This is a genomic window from Corynebacterium sp. KPL4015, assembly GCF_040225725.1.
Lineage (GTDB): Bacteria > Actinomycetota > Actinomycetes > Mycobacteriales > Mycobacteriaceae > Corynebacterium > Corynebacterium rhinophilum.
In genome coordinates this window covers 30327-45350 of record NZ_JBEHGF010000022.1, presented here as the reverse complement: position 1 = coordinate 45350, position 15024 = coordinate 30327, and the positions used below count along the sequence as shown (strand labels likewise).

11 protein-coding genes are annotated in these 15024 nt (G+C 58.1%); 5 read left to right on the top strand and 6 right to left on the bottom strand.

Annotated elements, in window-relative coordinates; all coding sequences use genetic code 11:
• Positions 1-119: 119 nt before the first annotated feature.
• Positions 120-902 carry a transcriptional regulator SugR gene (gene sugR / locus ABRP64_RS08810; RefSeq protein WP_296087144.1) on the bottom strand — a complete coding sequence of 261 codons (783 nt, stop codon included), beginning with the start codon at positions 900-902 and terminating at the stop codon, positions 120-122.
• A gap of 487 nt (positions 903-1389) precedes the next feature.
• Positions 1390-2100 carry a transcriptional repressor LexA gene (gene lexA, locus ABRP64_RS08805; RefSeq protein WP_296087146.1) on the bottom strand — a complete coding sequence of 237 codons (711 nt, stop codon included), beginning with the start codon at positions 2098-2100 and terminating at the stop codon, positions 1390-1392.
• Between the two features lie 253 nt (positions 2101-2353).
• Here lexA and ABRP64_RS08800 point away from each other — a divergent pair, with 253 nt between their 5' ends.
• Positions 2354-2758 (top strand): hypothetical protein, encoded by a 405-nt coding sequence (locus ABRP64_RS08800; protein WP_296087147.1) that lies wholly within the window; start codon positions 2354-2356, stop codon positions 2756-2758.
• A 205-nt stretch (positions 2759-2963) separates the two neighbouring features.
• Positions 2964-3422 carry a transcriptional regulator NrdR gene (nrdR, locus tag ABRP64_RS08795; protein ID WP_023017363.1) on the top strand — a complete coding sequence of 153 codons (459 nt, stop codon included), beginning with the start codon at positions 2964-2966 and terminating at the stop codon, positions 3420-3422.
• Between the two features lie 291 nt (positions 3423-3713).
• Here nrdR and hrpA read toward each other — a convergent pair whose 3' ends face one another.
• On the bottom strand, positions 3714-7616 hold the full coding sequence (hrpA, locus tag ABRP64_RS08790) for an ATP-dependent RNA helicase HrpA (protein ID WP_349866171.1): 3903 nt from the start codon (positions 7614-7616) through the stop codon (positions 3714-3716).
• 121 nt (positions 7617-7737) lie between these two features.
• Here hrpA and ABRP64_RS08785 point away from each other — a divergent pair, with 121 nt between their 5' ends.
• On the top strand, positions 7738-8670 hold the full coding sequence (locus ABRP64_RS08785) for a hypothetical protein (RefSeq protein WP_284769663.1): 933 nt from the start codon (positions 7738-7740) through the stop codon (positions 8668-8670).
• A gap of 65 nt (positions 8671-8735) precedes the next feature.
• On the opposite strand, the gene ABRP64_RS08780 is transcribed toward ABRP64_RS08785, so the two are convergent.
• A complete protein-coding gene (locus ABRP64_RS08780) occupies positions 8736-9683 on the bottom strand; it encodes a hydrogen peroxide-inducible genes activator (RefSeq protein ID WP_284769664.1) in 948 nt (315 codons plus the stop codon).
• A gap of 162 nt (positions 9684-9845) precedes the next feature.
• Between ABRP64_RS08780 and ABRP64_RS08775 the strand changes: the two genes are divergently transcribed.
• Entirely contained in the window at positions 9846-10439 is a 594-nt protein-coding gene (locus ABRP64_RS08775; protein WP_023022697.1) for a peroxiredoxin, read from the top strand.
• Positions 10440-10538: 99 nt separating this feature from the next.
• On the top strand, positions 10539-11063 hold the full coding sequence (ahpD, locus tag ABRP64_RS08770; protein WP_126319209.1) for an alkylhydroperoxidase, AhpD family: 525 nt from the start codon (positions 10539-10541) through the stop codon (positions 11061-11063).
• 124 nt (positions 11064-11187) lie between these two features.
• Here the strand turns inward: ahpD and ABRP64_RS08765 are convergent, their stop codons facing one another.
• Together ABRP64_RS08765 and ABRP64_RS08760 are read right to left on the bottom strand one after the other, a co-directional pair.
• Positions 11188-13731, bottom strand: a complete 2544-nt coding sequence (locus tag ABRP64_RS08765) for a DEAD/DEAH box helicase (protein WP_349866169.1) — start codon at positions 13729-13731, stop codon at positions 11188-11190.
• A 34-nt stretch (positions 13732-13765) separates the two neighbouring features.
• A complete protein-coding gene (locus ABRP64_RS08760) occupies positions 13766-14782 on the bottom strand; it encodes a PAC2 family protein (protein ID WP_284769667.1) in 1017 nt (338 codons plus the stop codon).
• Positions 14783-15024: the final 242 nt, after the last annotated feature.

Genomic DNA, 15024 nt, shown 5'->3' with positions numbered 1-15024 from the left:
ACTTCGTACTCTCAAAGAAAACTACTCCCTACTAGTCGGTAACTGATTTCTCAGTCCAACTAATGGGGAGCAGTTCACGGCGCCGAGGCAGGGAGGGCGAAGTCGTGTGCGGCCTGGATCTATTCGCTGGCTAACACAACGTCTATCTCGCGCTCGCGGAGAGCATCGACGAAGGATTCCGGCGTGCCGGAATCAGTGATGACGACATCGATATCGGCAATGGAAGCGAAGCTCACCAGGTAGTCGTTGCCCAATTTGCTGGAATCGCACATGACCACGACCTTGTGGGCATTCGTGACGAAGGCGGATTTGATGGCTGCTTCTTGGGAATCGGCCGTAGACAAGCCGTGATCGAGGGTCAGGGCATTGGTGCCGATAAAGGCGACATCGGCACGCATGAGCGCCATGGTGCGCAAGGCGGTATCGCCGACGACGGCCTGAGTGATTGCGCGTACGGTTCCGCCGAGGAGCTGGACATCGGGGACGCCACTATTGGCGAGGGACAGCGCAATGGGCAGGCTATTGGAGACGATATTGAACTGCGCTTGCGGGTATTGCTGGCTGATGAGCTCGGCAAAGGTATTGATGGTGGTGCCGGCGTCCAAAAAAATGCTGCCGCCGCCAGGGGGAAGGAAATCGAGCGCGGCATGCGCGATGGCGGCCTTGGCCCCCGATGCGGATCGCTGACGGGTATCGAGCGTGAGCTCTGCGGTTTGGAAGGCTTGCGAAGCAACGGCGCCGCCGTGCACGCGGTGGACAACGCCCTCTCTATCCAGCACAGCTAGGTCGCGGCGGATGGTTTCGGCAGTCACATCGAAACGCTCTGATAAATCGGTGACATTAACGCGACCCTCGACAGCAGTTTGGGACGCGATTTGGCGGCGTCGCTCCTCTGCGTACACGGACCCTCCTTGCTCCTTGCCTTCGGCCGGGCGGTTACTCCATTTGCGTATGCAGGTGCGCGGTGAAAGCTATATGATGTGGGATTTCTTCCTCCATTGTGTCAAAATTCAGCGGTAATCGGACGAAAACAAAAATGCAGGTTTGTGCGGCTGTCCGTTTTTGAACAAAACTTGCTGGTCAGTAAGCAATATTTCACCTTGATGAAAGTCAGACCAATTAGCGGTTAACTTACGGATCCGTTATTTCGGGGGTGCTTTATCAATAGGGAGCCCGAGTTCAAGTTGGTTTTGTGGGGCGTGATTGTATGGATGAACGGTCTTAAACTTCGGTAAAACTGGTACGCCCTGCTCTCCAAGTCGGGGAGACAGGGCTGTGCGAGTGGGTCGAAAGAATGCGTTTCAAGGAAGCGGGCGCAGAATACAGGTAGCGGTTATGGCCGCTGGTGAAGAACCGGCGTACAGCGAGTTCACATCTGCCTGGCGCGACTTAGAGCTTGCGGAAGACGGATACTACCTTGCCCATAATCTCTGCATCGTCGCCGTTGATGGGTGGGTAGGCATCATTGTGGGGAAGGAGCCACACGCCGGAGGAGTCGCGGTGGAATTCCTTGACGGTGGCCTCGGAGTCATCGAGAAGCGCGGCGACAAACTCGCCTTCCTCAGCCACTGACTGCGACCGGATGATGACCCAGTCGCCGTTAAGGATGCCGGCATCCTGCATGGAATCACCCACAACCTGCAACATATAAAGCTCGCCGCCGCCGACGACCTCGTCCGGCATGGGGAAATACGTATCAATATTTTCCTCTGCGGTGATCGGTGCACCGGCGGCAATGCGTCCCACGACTGGAATATAAGCTACGGCAGCGGACTCTTCAGGGCTGCGGGCAGAGGTATCGGTGGCCTCTTTAGATTTACGACCTGGTTTCTTTTCGCCGTCGTCAGTATTGAGGTGACGCACATCGACCGCGCGTGGCTTATTAGGATCGCGGCGCAAGAAGCCCTTTTCTTCCAGCTGCTTGAGCTGATAGGCCACGGACGAGGTGGATTGCAGGCCTGCGGCATCGCCAATTTCGCGGATGCTGGGTGGGTAGCCGCGTAACATCACCGCATCGCTGATGACGTTCAGGATGCGGCGTTGCCTTTCGGAAAGAGAAGCGTAATCGTTCTTTGCGTTGCTTGCTTTTTTGCGGCCCATGTGCGGCTCCTAGCTAGGGGTCTGAGGTTCTGCGGTCGTGGCTTGAAAAGGGGACTGGGTGGCAGTTGCGTGCCATAACCCATTTGTAGCACGAAAAGTACAGGCGTTCGAGATTTGCACACAAAACTGGACAGGTTTTCGAAGGAATGCTATAAATCGAACATAGAATCAATCTCGAACACAGGAGCGACATTATGCTTCTGTCGTGTCAAGGGGCCGCTTTAGACTTACGGCGGTCGTCGAAAGGAAAGAAATGTCTCAACTACTTAACTCTCGCAATAACATGGTTAAACAGCACTCGGTACGTCCACAGATCGTACCTTCAGCCGCTATCTGGGATATTGATGATCGTAGGTGGGGTGCTCAGCATCCCCGCTCTGAAAGAGGAAAAATTAGGACACTAGATTCTGAATATCGAACGAATTCTAAAGGGGATTCGAATATGTGGACTGAAGAGTATTCGTTGCCTAATGTGGCAAACAAGACGATCGAAGAAGACGATGCCCAGAGTTCACGCAAGAATTATCTCCTTGGTGCTGTGTTCGGCGCTGCGGTATTTTTTGGCACGGTCGTCGGCGGATTGATGGGCACGAGCGCTGAGGCACCGACTGAACCTGGCGCTTCGGTACAGCAAGTAGAAGCAGCGCTCGTTCAGTAATGCATCTAGTACTTAAGCGAGCGTTGGGAGGGCTTTAGGCTTGGCGTCTTTTTTGCCATCAGCTTGCCTTCCTCTGATTAGACGAGACCTGCTCACTTAACGAGGCAGGCATGCCGGTAACAGGAGTCTGGTGTATTGGCGTCTGAATCCTGGTTTGGCCTCGGGGTAAACTAAGCCGAGAAGCTAAAATAGCGAAAGGACTAGCGTGTACTGCCCGTTTTGCCATAACGAACAATCCCGCGTTATTGACTCTCGCGTGGTTGATGCAGGCGCATCGATACGGCGCCGCCGCGAGTGTGCTTCGTGTAAAGGGCGTTTTACCACTGTGGAAAAGGCCGTACTGCTGGTCGTTAAGAGAAACGGCCTTGCAGAACCATTTAGCAGGGACAAACTCATTCGGGGTGTCAGGCGCGCTTGCCAGGGCCGAGATGTTAGCGATGATGCCCTTAAGAAGTTGGCACAAGAAGTTGAGGAAACAGTGCGGGGCCATGGGTCATCGCAGGTTAACGCCAACGAAATTGGGCTTGCGATCCTTGAGCCGCTGCGCGACCTAGACGAGGTCGCATATCTGCGCTTTGCCTCGGTATATAAATCTTTCGAGAGCGCGGACGATTTTGAATCGGAGATTCGACTGATGCGGCGACGCGATCGCGGGGACCTTTAAAATGCGGGGCTTATGGCGGTTTCTTAGCAGTTATACGGCCATGCGAGTGCAGGTTTAGAGCAGTTTTAGCTGGCTTTTTGCATCATTATTTCGCTGTGGTCGGCTAATTCTCATGGCGCCGGCGGCCAAGAGAACGGATTTCCTTGTGGTTCGTCGGCAGCGGCGCATGGGCGGCAGTTGTGTTTGGGCTGCGGCGATAGTCGGCTGGCGGTTTTGGTTAGCCAGCCGACCGACCAGCGATGGCGGGAGCGGAGTTCTCAGCGGGTGACGGGGACTCGAGGTGCTGGGAGGTCAGCGCAGTTTATCCACTGCCTTCTGGATCCTCCGCAGGGATACCGCGTGCGCCGTTCCGAGGCGCTGGGCGAATAGCGAGACCCGCAATTCCTCGATCATCCAGTGGAGGTCCTTGACCTCGCGCGTCTTTTCACGACCCGCGGGGAGGTTGCGCAGCCGGTTTGCCAGGTAGGCCATGGCGTTATCTACCTCGGCCTGACGGTCGGCATCGCGATCTGGGTCGAGCGACAGGTCTTCCAAGCGGATCCGCATTGCCTGGATGTAGCGGGGAAGGTGTCGCAGGTGCGCGGCTCCGTGCACGGTGATGGCATTCGGCGGGAGAAGGAAAGCGAGTTGCTTTTCCATATCGTCGATGGCGGGACCGTCCCAGTGAGAAAGCTCGGCGCGGAGATTGGAATACTCAGCTAAGCCAGGTGCGATCGAGACAATTGATTGCCGCACGCGGCCGGGGACCTGTGGTTTTACAGATTCCTTGAGCTCGGTAAACGCCTCAGGGGAGCGTACGGGGCCGCCGGCTTCGAGCATAAGATCACGGATTGCCGCGACGCGTGCGTCATTGACCAGCCCGTCGGCACCGCCATGCGGATAAGAGTCCACGGCGACGCGCTGTTGCAAGGGTAGCCCCTTGACCATTTGCGCGGTCGAGACAGAAATTTCGCGCATCAAGAGCGTGAGGGTGGTGGTGACCATGGCGGCATCGGCAGCGGCCTTGGTGGGGTGAACCTTAAGCTCCACGCCGTCTTTGGTGGCCACCAGCGCTGGGTAGGCGGTGACTTCGTGGCCGTCAACGGTGGTGGTGACGGTCTCGTCAACGGTGCCGAGGGTATCGTCGGTCCACTCGCTGACTGCGGTCGATTCGGCGGTGCGGCTAACTTGAGAGACGGACGATTTGATGTGCCCGGCCTGGCGCTCGCGCAGGGCGGCAAGGTCCCTATCGGAGTCGATGATGGTGCCACGCTTGTCGATGGCCGCGTAGTTCATCCGCAAATGATCCGGCAACTTGTCCGGTTGGAAGTCGGAGGCGTTGATGCCGTGGCCACCGAGCTCGCGCAGGACATCGGCAAGCTGCTGGGTAAGGGGGCCTTCGAAGGGAATGAGCCGGTCCATGGCGCGCTCGGCAAATTCCGGGGCGGGCACGACGGTGCGCCGCAGGGCCTTGGGAAGGGAACGAATAAGCTCGTTGACGAGCTCGAATCGCAGGCCGGGAACGAGCCAATCGAAGCCTTCGGTATCGAGGCCGGCAAGCATGGGAACGGGGACCATGACGGTGACGCCATCGAGCGGGTCGCCGGGTTCGAATTTATAAGTCAGCTCGTAATCGATGGAGCCTTTGCGCCAGTGATCTGGGAAGGAGACTTCGGTTACGTCGTGGGAGTCATCGACAAGCGTGGCTGGGTCGAAATTCAGCAGATCGGGTTCCTGGCGGCGCTTTTTCTTCCACCAGGAATCGAAATGGCGGCCCGTGGTGACCTTGGCGGGAATGCGCTGGTCATAGAAATCGAAGAGGGTATCCTCATCCACGATAAGGCCGCGGCGGCGGGCCTTTTCCTCGTATTCGGCCGCTTCATCAAGGGCCTGCGCGTTTGCCTTGAGGAAGTCGTGGTGCGCGTTCCACTCGCCGGCGATAAGCGCATTGCGGATGAACATATCGCGCGCCGCGACGGGATCCACGCGGTGATAGGGCACGGTGCGATCCGCGACGATGGGCACGCCGTAGAGCGTGGACTTCTGGTGTGCGATGGCGGCCGCGCGCTTGCGGGACCACGTGGGATCGGAATAGTTGTGTTTGAGCAGGTCCGCACCGAGTTTTTCCACCCAGGCCGGATCGATAGCGGCAACGTCGCGTGCCCAAAGCCGAGAGGTTTCGACGAGCTCCGCCGCCATGAGGAACTCGGGTGGCTTTTTGGCCAAGGCGGAACCTGGAAAGACGAGGAAACGGGTATTGCGCGCGCCGTGGAACTCCTTGGAATTGCCGTCGCGGGCGCCAATATTGGAAAGCAGGCCAGATAGCAGCGCGATGTGAATATCGTCGGAGCGGCGTTCGGTGCCTTCTTGGTAATCCCACCCCAGCTGCTTGGAGACGTCTTTGAGCTGGCGGACCAGGTCGAACCACTCGCGGATGCGCATGTAGTGGAGAAACTCCTGCTTCATGCGCTTGCGGAATTTATTGCCTGATTGCTCATTGCGGGTCTGTTTGATGTAATCCCACAACTTCAGCATGGACAAAAAGTCAGAGGTCTTGTCCTTAAAGCGCGCGTGCGCTTGATCAGCTTGCGCTTGGTAGTCCAGCGGGCGTTCGCGCACGTCTTGGATGGTCATGGCGGCAACGATGACGATGACATCGTGGAGGCAGCCGTTGGTATGGGCCTCGATAAGCATGCGTGCCATGCGGGGATCGAGTGGGATGCGGGCCAAATTGCGGCCGGTTTCGGTCAGCGCCGGTTTCTCGTGCTTGTCTTGGAGGGCACCGAGCTCGTGGAGGAGGTTGAGGCCATCGCGAATGGCCTTGAACTCGGGTGGCTGGAGGAAGGGGAATTTCTCGATATCGCCGAGCTTGAGCGAGACCATCTGCAAAATGACGCTGGCCAGGTTGGTGCGCAGGATTTCCGGATCAGTAAACTCTGGTCGGCTTTGAAAGTCTTGCTCGCTGTAGAGGCGGATAGCGATGCCATCGGCGACGCGGCCGCACCTACCCGAGCGCTGATTGGCAGAGGCCTGCGAAATGGGCTCGATAGGTAGGCGCTGCACCTTGGTCCGCGTGGAATAGCGCGAGATGCGCGCGGTGCCGGTATCCACGACGTAGCGGATTCCGGGCACGGTCAGCGAGGTTTCGGCGATATTGGTGGCCAAAACGATGCGCCTTCCGCGGTGATTGCTAAATACGCGGTGCTGTTCCTGGTTGGACAGGCGCCCGAAGAGGGGAGCGACCTCCACGTTTTTCCACTTCTTAGCCTCGATTGCTTCCATAGCATCGCGGATATCGCGCTCGCCTGGGAAAAAGCAGAGGATATCGCCGTCGCCTTCTGCCATGAGCTCCTCGATGGCCTCGGTTAAGCCATCGAGCGGGTCTTGATCCACCAGCTTTCCACCGGCCTCGAATTCGAGGGGACGGTAGCGGATTTCTACCGGATAGGTGCGCCCGGATACCTCGATGATGGGCGCAGGGGTGCCATCGGGCTGGGCGAAGTGCTCGGCAAAACTTTCCGGATCGATCGTCGCGGAGGTGATGATCACTTTGAGATCGGGCCGCTTGGGAAGCAACCGCTTGAGATACCCCAAGAGGAAGTCGATATTCAGCGAGCGCTCGTGCGCCTCATCGATAATGATGGTGTCGTATTTATTAAGGAAGCGATCGCGCCGCATTTCCGCGAGCAGGATACCGTCCGTCATGAGTTTTACGGCGGTGCTATCAGAAACCTGGTCATCGAAGCGGATGGCGTAGCCTACAGATTCCCCGATATCTTGGTCCAGCTCGGAGGCGATGCGCTCGGCGACGGTCCGCGCGGCAATGCGGCGCGGCTGCGTATGGCCGATAAGGCCGCGGCGGCCCCGGCCGATGTCGAGGCAGATTTTAGGGATCTGCGTGGTTTTACCGGAACCGGTTTCGCCGGCAATGATGACGACCTGGTTTTCTTCAATCGCGGCAGCAATATCGTCCTTGCGGCCGCTGACCGGCAGGGAATCGGGGTAGGTGAGTGGGGGAACGGCGGCATCGACAAGCGCTAGGCGATCTGCGGCAGCCTGGATATCCTGGCCGACTTCGCGCAGGGCCTTGGGGGCGCGTGCCTTCGATAGGCGGCGGCGGAAGCTGCGGGCCTCGGCGATGGTGACGTTGTCTAATGCGGCAAAAAGTTCATCGCGGCTAGGGGCCTGCGATGTCGTGGTTTCATGCTGTGTCATGGCTAATCTATGAGCTTACCCCGGTTTCGTGGAGTGGAAAAAGTTGCTATTGTGAAAATACTTGTCTAAAAGATATTTTTCTCGTTGCACCCAACCCGAATATAGAAGGAAGGCACCGCTGATGAACGACAAAAACTCCGGTGGAAATGACGATTTTCCCCGCTATGAACCGACTGATCACCCGGAGGATCAGCCGAGCTACGGAAGCCTGCCGTCCTATGGCGGCAGCCACGAGAGCGGCAGCTACGAAAGCTCCGGCAATCAAGGATATGCGGGCTACCAAGCACAGGACAATACCGTAAATTCCGGCGGATTTACCGGAAAGCCCTCGGCCATTGATTCGATTTCGTGGGCCTTTCGCACGGTGTTTAAGAACTGGAAACTGTGGATACTCGGTGCCTTGCTCGTTGGCGTCATTGTCATAGCAGTCTCCGGAGTGAGCCTGGCCGTTGCTCCCGCAGAGGGCGCGGATGCCTCCGGTGCGGGATCCATTGTGCAAATCGTGTCCTACGTGATCATGGTCGTCGTCAGCTTGTTGGCGATGCGACTGGCGCTTTTCCAGATCGATGACCCGCGTACTGGGTGGAGCTATGTGGGCAAGGACGTGCGGTGGTGGCAGCCACTGGTGATCATGATCATCATCGGTATTATTTCCTCGGTAGTAATGTTCATCTTCGTTGGTGGCTCGATCTTCCTCGGCCCAGACGCGGGCGCCGACGCCACCGAGGACGAGGCGTTGGAAGCCATGGCGAGCTTTTTCGGAGTCATGGCTGTAGTGGCTCTCATCGGCCTATTCATCCAGCCGCTTTATATGCTGATGCAATGGTTTGCAGCCGACGGTGACGGGGTTGGCCAAGCCATTAAGAACGGTTTTAAGGCCGGTAAAGGAAACTACGGCCAGCTCCTGCTGCTGACGGTGCTCAACGCGCTGATTACGATTGCCGGCGGCATCCTGTTGCTGGTTGGCTTGATTGTGGCCGTACCGGTTACCTTACTGGCTACGGCTTACTTGTTCCGCCAGTGTGCAGGCCGCGCGACCGGCCAAACTGCGTAAGCGCTTTAGCATTATTTAAGGCCACCGAGGCATTGCTTCGGTGGCCTTAATCGTGTGTGGCGGTTTTATCCCTCCAGCGAGCGTGCGAGGGCATTTTCATAAGCGGCGGTAATCAGGGTGCCGAATTCGCGGAACTCTTCACTGCGTGCGGCAGAGGAGCGGAAGACGAGGCCGATTTCGCGCTCAGCGGTGACATCGGGATCGAAGTAGGCGATGCCGAGGTTTTTGCCGTGGCATTCGGTGGCCAATGCGGACTTGGGGATAAGGGTGCAGCCGAGCCCGCCCATGACCAGCTGCATAATGGTGGTAAGCGATGAGGCACGCGTGACGGAATTGGTTGCTTCCGCCGGGTTGACGTGGGCGTGCCGGCAGAGATCGACGATTTGGTCGCGGAGACAGTGGCCATCGTCAAGCAGCAGCAAATCCAAGTCCCGCAGCTCCGCCACCTGGACGTCCGTACGCCCGGCGATGGGGTGATCGGGCGGGCTGACGATGGCGAAGTCCTCGGTGTACAGCGGGCTGTCGACCATGCCCGTGGCCTCTGAAGGCAGCGCAAGGACGGCTAAATCGAGGTTGCCGTTGCGCAGGCGCGCGATGAGGTGCTGGGTTTGCTCCTCCACAAAGCGCGGCTCAAGCTCTGGGTAGGTCTCCGTAATCATCGCCAGCAAGTCCGGGAGGATATACGGGGCGATGGTCGGGATGACGCCAATGGTCAACGGGCCGGACAGCGTGCCGTGGGCGCCGCGGGCGTGCGCGAGAAAGGTATCGGCGGCCTCAAGTGTGGATTTGGCATAGGGCAGAAGGGTTTCACCGGCCGAGGTTACGATGACCTTGCGGGTGGAGCGCTCGATGAGCTGCACGCCGAGCCCCTGCTCGAGTGCCACGAGGCCCTGGGAGAGGGAGGGCTGAGAGATCTCCAGCTTGGCGGCAGCGGTGCCGAAGTGCTTGTTTTCCGCCACGGTGACAAACGTGCGCAGCTGGGCAAGTGTTGGTCGATACTCTTTATTATGCATGCCTATCACTCTAACATTTATCTATAGGATTAGCTATTGACGTGACCGGAATTAATGGTATTGTCTTTGGTGTTGGGCCGGAGAGGGTCCGGCCCGTGGTCCTCGGTACGGGACTGTCAGAAACTTGAAAAAGATTACCCTTTTAAGAAGGAGTTGAAGAACATGCCTATCATGACCGTTGGCGAAAAGTTCCCAGAATTCGACCTCACCGCCCTGACCGGCGGCGACCTGCACGACGTTAACGCTAGCCAGCCAGAGGACTACTTCGAGCAGGTTTCCTTGGACAAGTACGAGGGCAAGTGGAAGGTCGTCTTCTTCTACCCCAAGGACTTCACCTTCGTTTGCCCGACCGAGATCGCTGCCTTTGGCAAGCTGGATGAAGAATTCCAGGACCGCGACACCCAGGTGCTGGGCGGATCCACCGATAACGAGTTCGCTCACTTCAATTGGCGCGCAACCCACCCGGACCTGAAGGACGTTCCGTTCCCGATGTTCTCTGACGTGCGCCACGACCTGATCCGCGCCCTGGGCGTAGAAAACGCTGACGGCGTTGCTGACCGCGCAACCTTCATCATCGACCCAGATGGTGTTATCCAGTTCGTCTCCGTTACCCCGGACGCTGTGGGCCGTAACGTTGACGAGGTTCTGCGCGTTCTCGACGCCCTGCAGTCCGAAGAGGTCTGCGCCTGCAACTGGGAGAAGAACGACCCAACCAAGAACATCGACAAGATGGACGTTGTTCAGTCCCAGCTTTAAGCCTTAGTTATCAGTAGGTGCTTCCCCCGCCGTTCTGGCGGGGCACGCACTTGCCTTGCAATTTAAGTTACTGAGAAAAAATTTAGAAGGAGAAAAACTGTGTCTATCGAGAACTTGAAGTCAGCACTGCCTGAGTACGCCAAGGACCAGAAGCTCAACCTCGGCGCGTTGACCCGCACCACCGAGCTGGATGAAGAGCAGCTGTGGGGCACCCTGCTCGCCTCGGCGGCAGCTACCCGCAATGACACCGTGATTTCTGAAATCGCGGAAGAGGCGCAAGAGCACCTCTCTGAGGAAGCTATCAACGCCGCTTACGGCGCTGCTACCGTCATGGCAATGAACAACGTTGCCTACCGCGCCAAGAGCTGGTTGGGCGATGACTACGCACAGGTTAAGTTTGGCCTGCGGATGAACTTCATCTCCAAGCCTGGCGTGGAAGACGCTAACTTCGAGCTGTGGAATATCGCCGTGTCCGCTATCAACGGCTGCGAGCACTGCTTGGGCGCACACACCCAGAAGCTCAACGATACTGGCGCGACCAAGGAGCAGGTCTGGGAGGCCATCAAGGTTGCTTCTGTCATTCAGGCAGTCGCACAGGCCGTCCAGATTGAGGCCGCACGCTAAAAGCGCTGCTTAATTAGCCTTTGGAATAAGCCACCCCCGCGCGCTGCTTCCCTCGGTGTCCCCCATAGGACGCCGGGTACAGCGCAGGGGGTGGCTTTTATCGTTTTAGCTAACCCGCGTGTGATTAATACTCGACGCGCAACTCTGACAGGCGGACTTCGCCGGCTTCATCGGAGGCGTCCAGATCAACCGTGGCGACAAACTGATAGGCGCGATCGCCTGCTGGGTCCTTGATAATCTGCCGCGCGGGCCAGCTGCGGGAGCTGGATTCTTCCAACCGGAAGTACTCGGGTCCGCGCGCCTCAGGGCCGGTATCAATATCGTCGTATTCGTCAAAGTAGTCATCCAAGACGGCGCCAAAATCGGGGACCTCGTCCAGATAATCCAATACCTCGGCCAGGCGGTCTTCTTCCTCCAGCGCGAAGAGCTGCGCGAGGCGGAACATGTAATTGCGCACCATAATGCCAAAAGCGCGGCGGTTGGCGGTAAGGGCTGTTGGGTCTTCGACGCCAAAGGCCAGCTCGCGGTCGAGCGTATCTTGATCGATGGGGGAGTCTTCGCCGGCCATCTGCGCCCATTCATCGACAAGCGAGGAATCCACCTGGCGGATAAGCTCGCCCAACCAGACAATGATGTCTTCAATTTGGGGCGTCGTGTATTCATCGGGGATGGACTGTTTGAGGGTGCGCCAGGCATCGGTGAGGTAGCGGAGGATAACGCCCTCAGAGCGGGCTAAGCCGTAAGTGGCCACCAAATCCGAGAAGGTCATGGCATTTTCCACCATGTCGCGCACCACGGATTTCGGCCGCAGCTCGAATTCCTTTACCCACGCATTGGTTTCCGCAAAGGTATCGTAGGCCTGCTCGATCAGCTCCTCTAGGGGTTTGGGCCAGGTAATATCCTCCACGATATTCATGCGGTCGGTGTAGTCCACCCCGTCCGCCTTGAGTGCGGCAATTTCTTCCCCGCGCCGCTTCTTCTGCTGGGCCTGCAACACCTGCCGGGGATCATCGAGGATCGCCTCAAAGACCGAGATCACATCAAGGTGATAGCTGTCTGCCTCTGGGTCCAACAGGGAGAGCGCGGCCAAGGCAAAGGGCCCGAGGGGCTGGTTTAGGGCAAAGTCTCGCGGCAATTCCCGCACGAGGTGGTAGGGGCGGCCGTAGATATCCAGCCCCTTGGTGGATTTTTGGACCACGCCGGAATCCACCAATCCGCGGAATAGGTCGAGGGCGGTGAGGATATCCTTGTTCTGCTTGCTGCGGGGATCGTGATTATCGCGCAAGAGGTGGCGCATATGCGCATAGCCGTCGCCGTGGCGGGCTAAGACATTCAGCAGCATCGAATTCGACACCCGGAATTGCGAGGTCAACTGCTCCGGTTCTGCTTCTGTGAGCCGCGCAAAGGTCTTCTCGGACCAAGAGACTTCGCCCTCGCGTGCGGACTTTTTCTTAAGCTTCTTGAGCCGCTTCGGGTCATCGCCAATGCGCCTGCGGGCCTTGGCATTTTCAATCTCGTGCTCGGGGGCCTCGACGACGACGGTGCCTTCCGTGTCATAGCCCGCACGCCCAGCGCGCCCCGCAATCTGGTGGAATTCGCGGGATTTCAAGATGCGCTGGCGTTGCCCATCAAATTTGGCCAGTCCGGTCATCAATACGGTGCGGATGGGCACGTTGATGCCCACGCCCAAGGTATCGGTGCCGCAAATAACCTTGAGGAGGCCGCGCTGCGCGAGGCGCTCCACGAGCCGTCGGTACTTGGGCAGCATTCCTGCATGGTGAATGCCAATGCCCTTGCGAAGCAACTTTGAGAGGTCCTTACCAAAGGCAGTGGTAAAGCGGAAGCCGCCGATTTCTTCAGCGATGTCCTCTTTTTCCTCTTTGTTAATGATGCCAGACAGCGAGGTCAGGGCTTGGGCCCGCTCGGCGGCCTCGCGCTGGGAAAAGTGCACGACATAAATGGGTGCCTTATAATCGGCGAGCAGCTCTTCGATGGTTTCGTGCACCGCGCTGAAAACATAGGAAAAATCCAGCGGCACCGGGCGGGTGGAGCCGGCCACTAAATTAGTCTCGCGGCCCGTGCGGCGGGTGAGATCTTCCTGCAGCCAGTCGGTATCACCGAGCGTGGCGGACATTAAGAGGAATTGCGCCTTGGGTAGCTCCAAGAGCGGCACCTGCCAGGCCCAGCCGCGATCTGGATCGGAGTAGTAGTGAAATTCGTCCATAACCACTTGGTCGATATTGGCCTCGGCGCCATCGCGAAGCGCGATATTGGCTACGATCTCGGCGGTGGCGGCGATGATGGGGGCGTTGCCGTTTACGGTGGCATCGCCTGTCATCATGCCCACATTCTCTGCGCCGAAGATTTCACACAGTGCAAAGAACTTCTCGCTGACCAGCGCCTTAATGGGCGCGGTATAAAAACTCCGCTGTCCACGGGCTAGGGCGATGAAGTGGGCGGCGTTGGCCACCATGGACTTTCCCGAACCCGTGGGGGTCGCGAGGATGACGTTATCTCCGGCCAAGATGCCGAGCGAGGCCTCCTCTTGCGCGGGGTATAAATCGATTCCCTTGCTGGTGGTCCACGAGTTAAAAGTATCCCAAATGGCCTCATCGATGAGGGACTCGGGGACTTCCGTTAAATCTGGCAGCTGCTGAGATAAGTTCACCCCCACCACCTTAGCGGCGATGGGGGCGGGTTCGTTAGATATCGTCGCCTAAGTCTCTGTCGTCATCATCGGCAGAGTCTTCGCGGTCATCAATATCAGTATGGATAATCTCCTCGCTATCGGACTCATCGAGCGAGGCGAGGAAGGCTTCGAATTCTTCGCTGATTTCCTCCGCGCTGGGCACGGCTTCCTCGCCCGGCATAATGGCCTGTGGGTGCTCTTCGCGGTAGCGGTCCATGAAGGCATCGTATTGCTGCTCCAATTGCTGGACCACGCCCTCAATCTCTTCCGAGCCATTGACCTGCTCATCCAGCTGGCCCTCGACGCGGGAAATATCCGCCTCAATGCTGCCCAGCGGAATATTGAGCTGGGCGGCTTTAGCCACGGAGTCAAGGAGCTCCAAGGTGGCCTGCGGGTACGGGGACGCAGCCAGGTAGTGCGGCACGTGCGCGGTATAGCCCGCGACCGTCCGGCCCTTATCCGCTAAGGCCTTTTCTATATAGAGCGCCGCGGCTCCCGGAACCATCATCGTCGAGTCCATCTTGACCATGCCTTCCGTCAGGCGGGAGGCAGTACCGTGCGCGGTGACCACGGTGGGGCGAGTGTGCGGCACGGGCATCGGCGCGGCGTAGAGCATGATGGTGTCTTCAATATCGAATTTCTCCACCAGCTTGACCACCGCCGTGGTAAATGCTTCCCAGCGCATATCCGGCTCTGGGCCAGACAGAAGAAGGAAAGACTTGCCGGAATTATCCCGGAGCACCTTCAAGCCCAAATCCATGGGTTCTACCTCGAGGGCCCGGTCATTATCGATGGTGACGGCGGGGCGGCGGGAGCGATAATCGATGAGCTCATCAGAGTTAAAGGAGGCTAGCTGGCGGTTTTCCAGCGCCGCCTTGAGATGATCGGCGCTCGACTCAATAGCCTGGCCTGCATCGGCATAGCCGTGCATGGCAACAATCATGGTGGGGCCTTTTCCTTCACCGGAATTGTCCTTGACCACCGGAGCGGGGTACTCCAATTCGTACATGCTGCGCTCTTCTTCGTGCATGATGTGTTACCTCCTTGGTCTCTTAATCTAGATCAACGACCGCCAGGACCGTACTATTCCCACACGCACTCAGTTCAGTGTTCGCGGAGTAGTTAAATAACCCATTATGCCCTAACTCGGCAACCCGCGCTAGGCCCGGTGCGATGGGGTTGTGCATAACTGCTTGCCGATGCCCCCTTCCACCCACCTTATCCACAGATTTCGGCCCTCTGCCTGTGGTGGGCTTTCGGTACTTGCCGCAG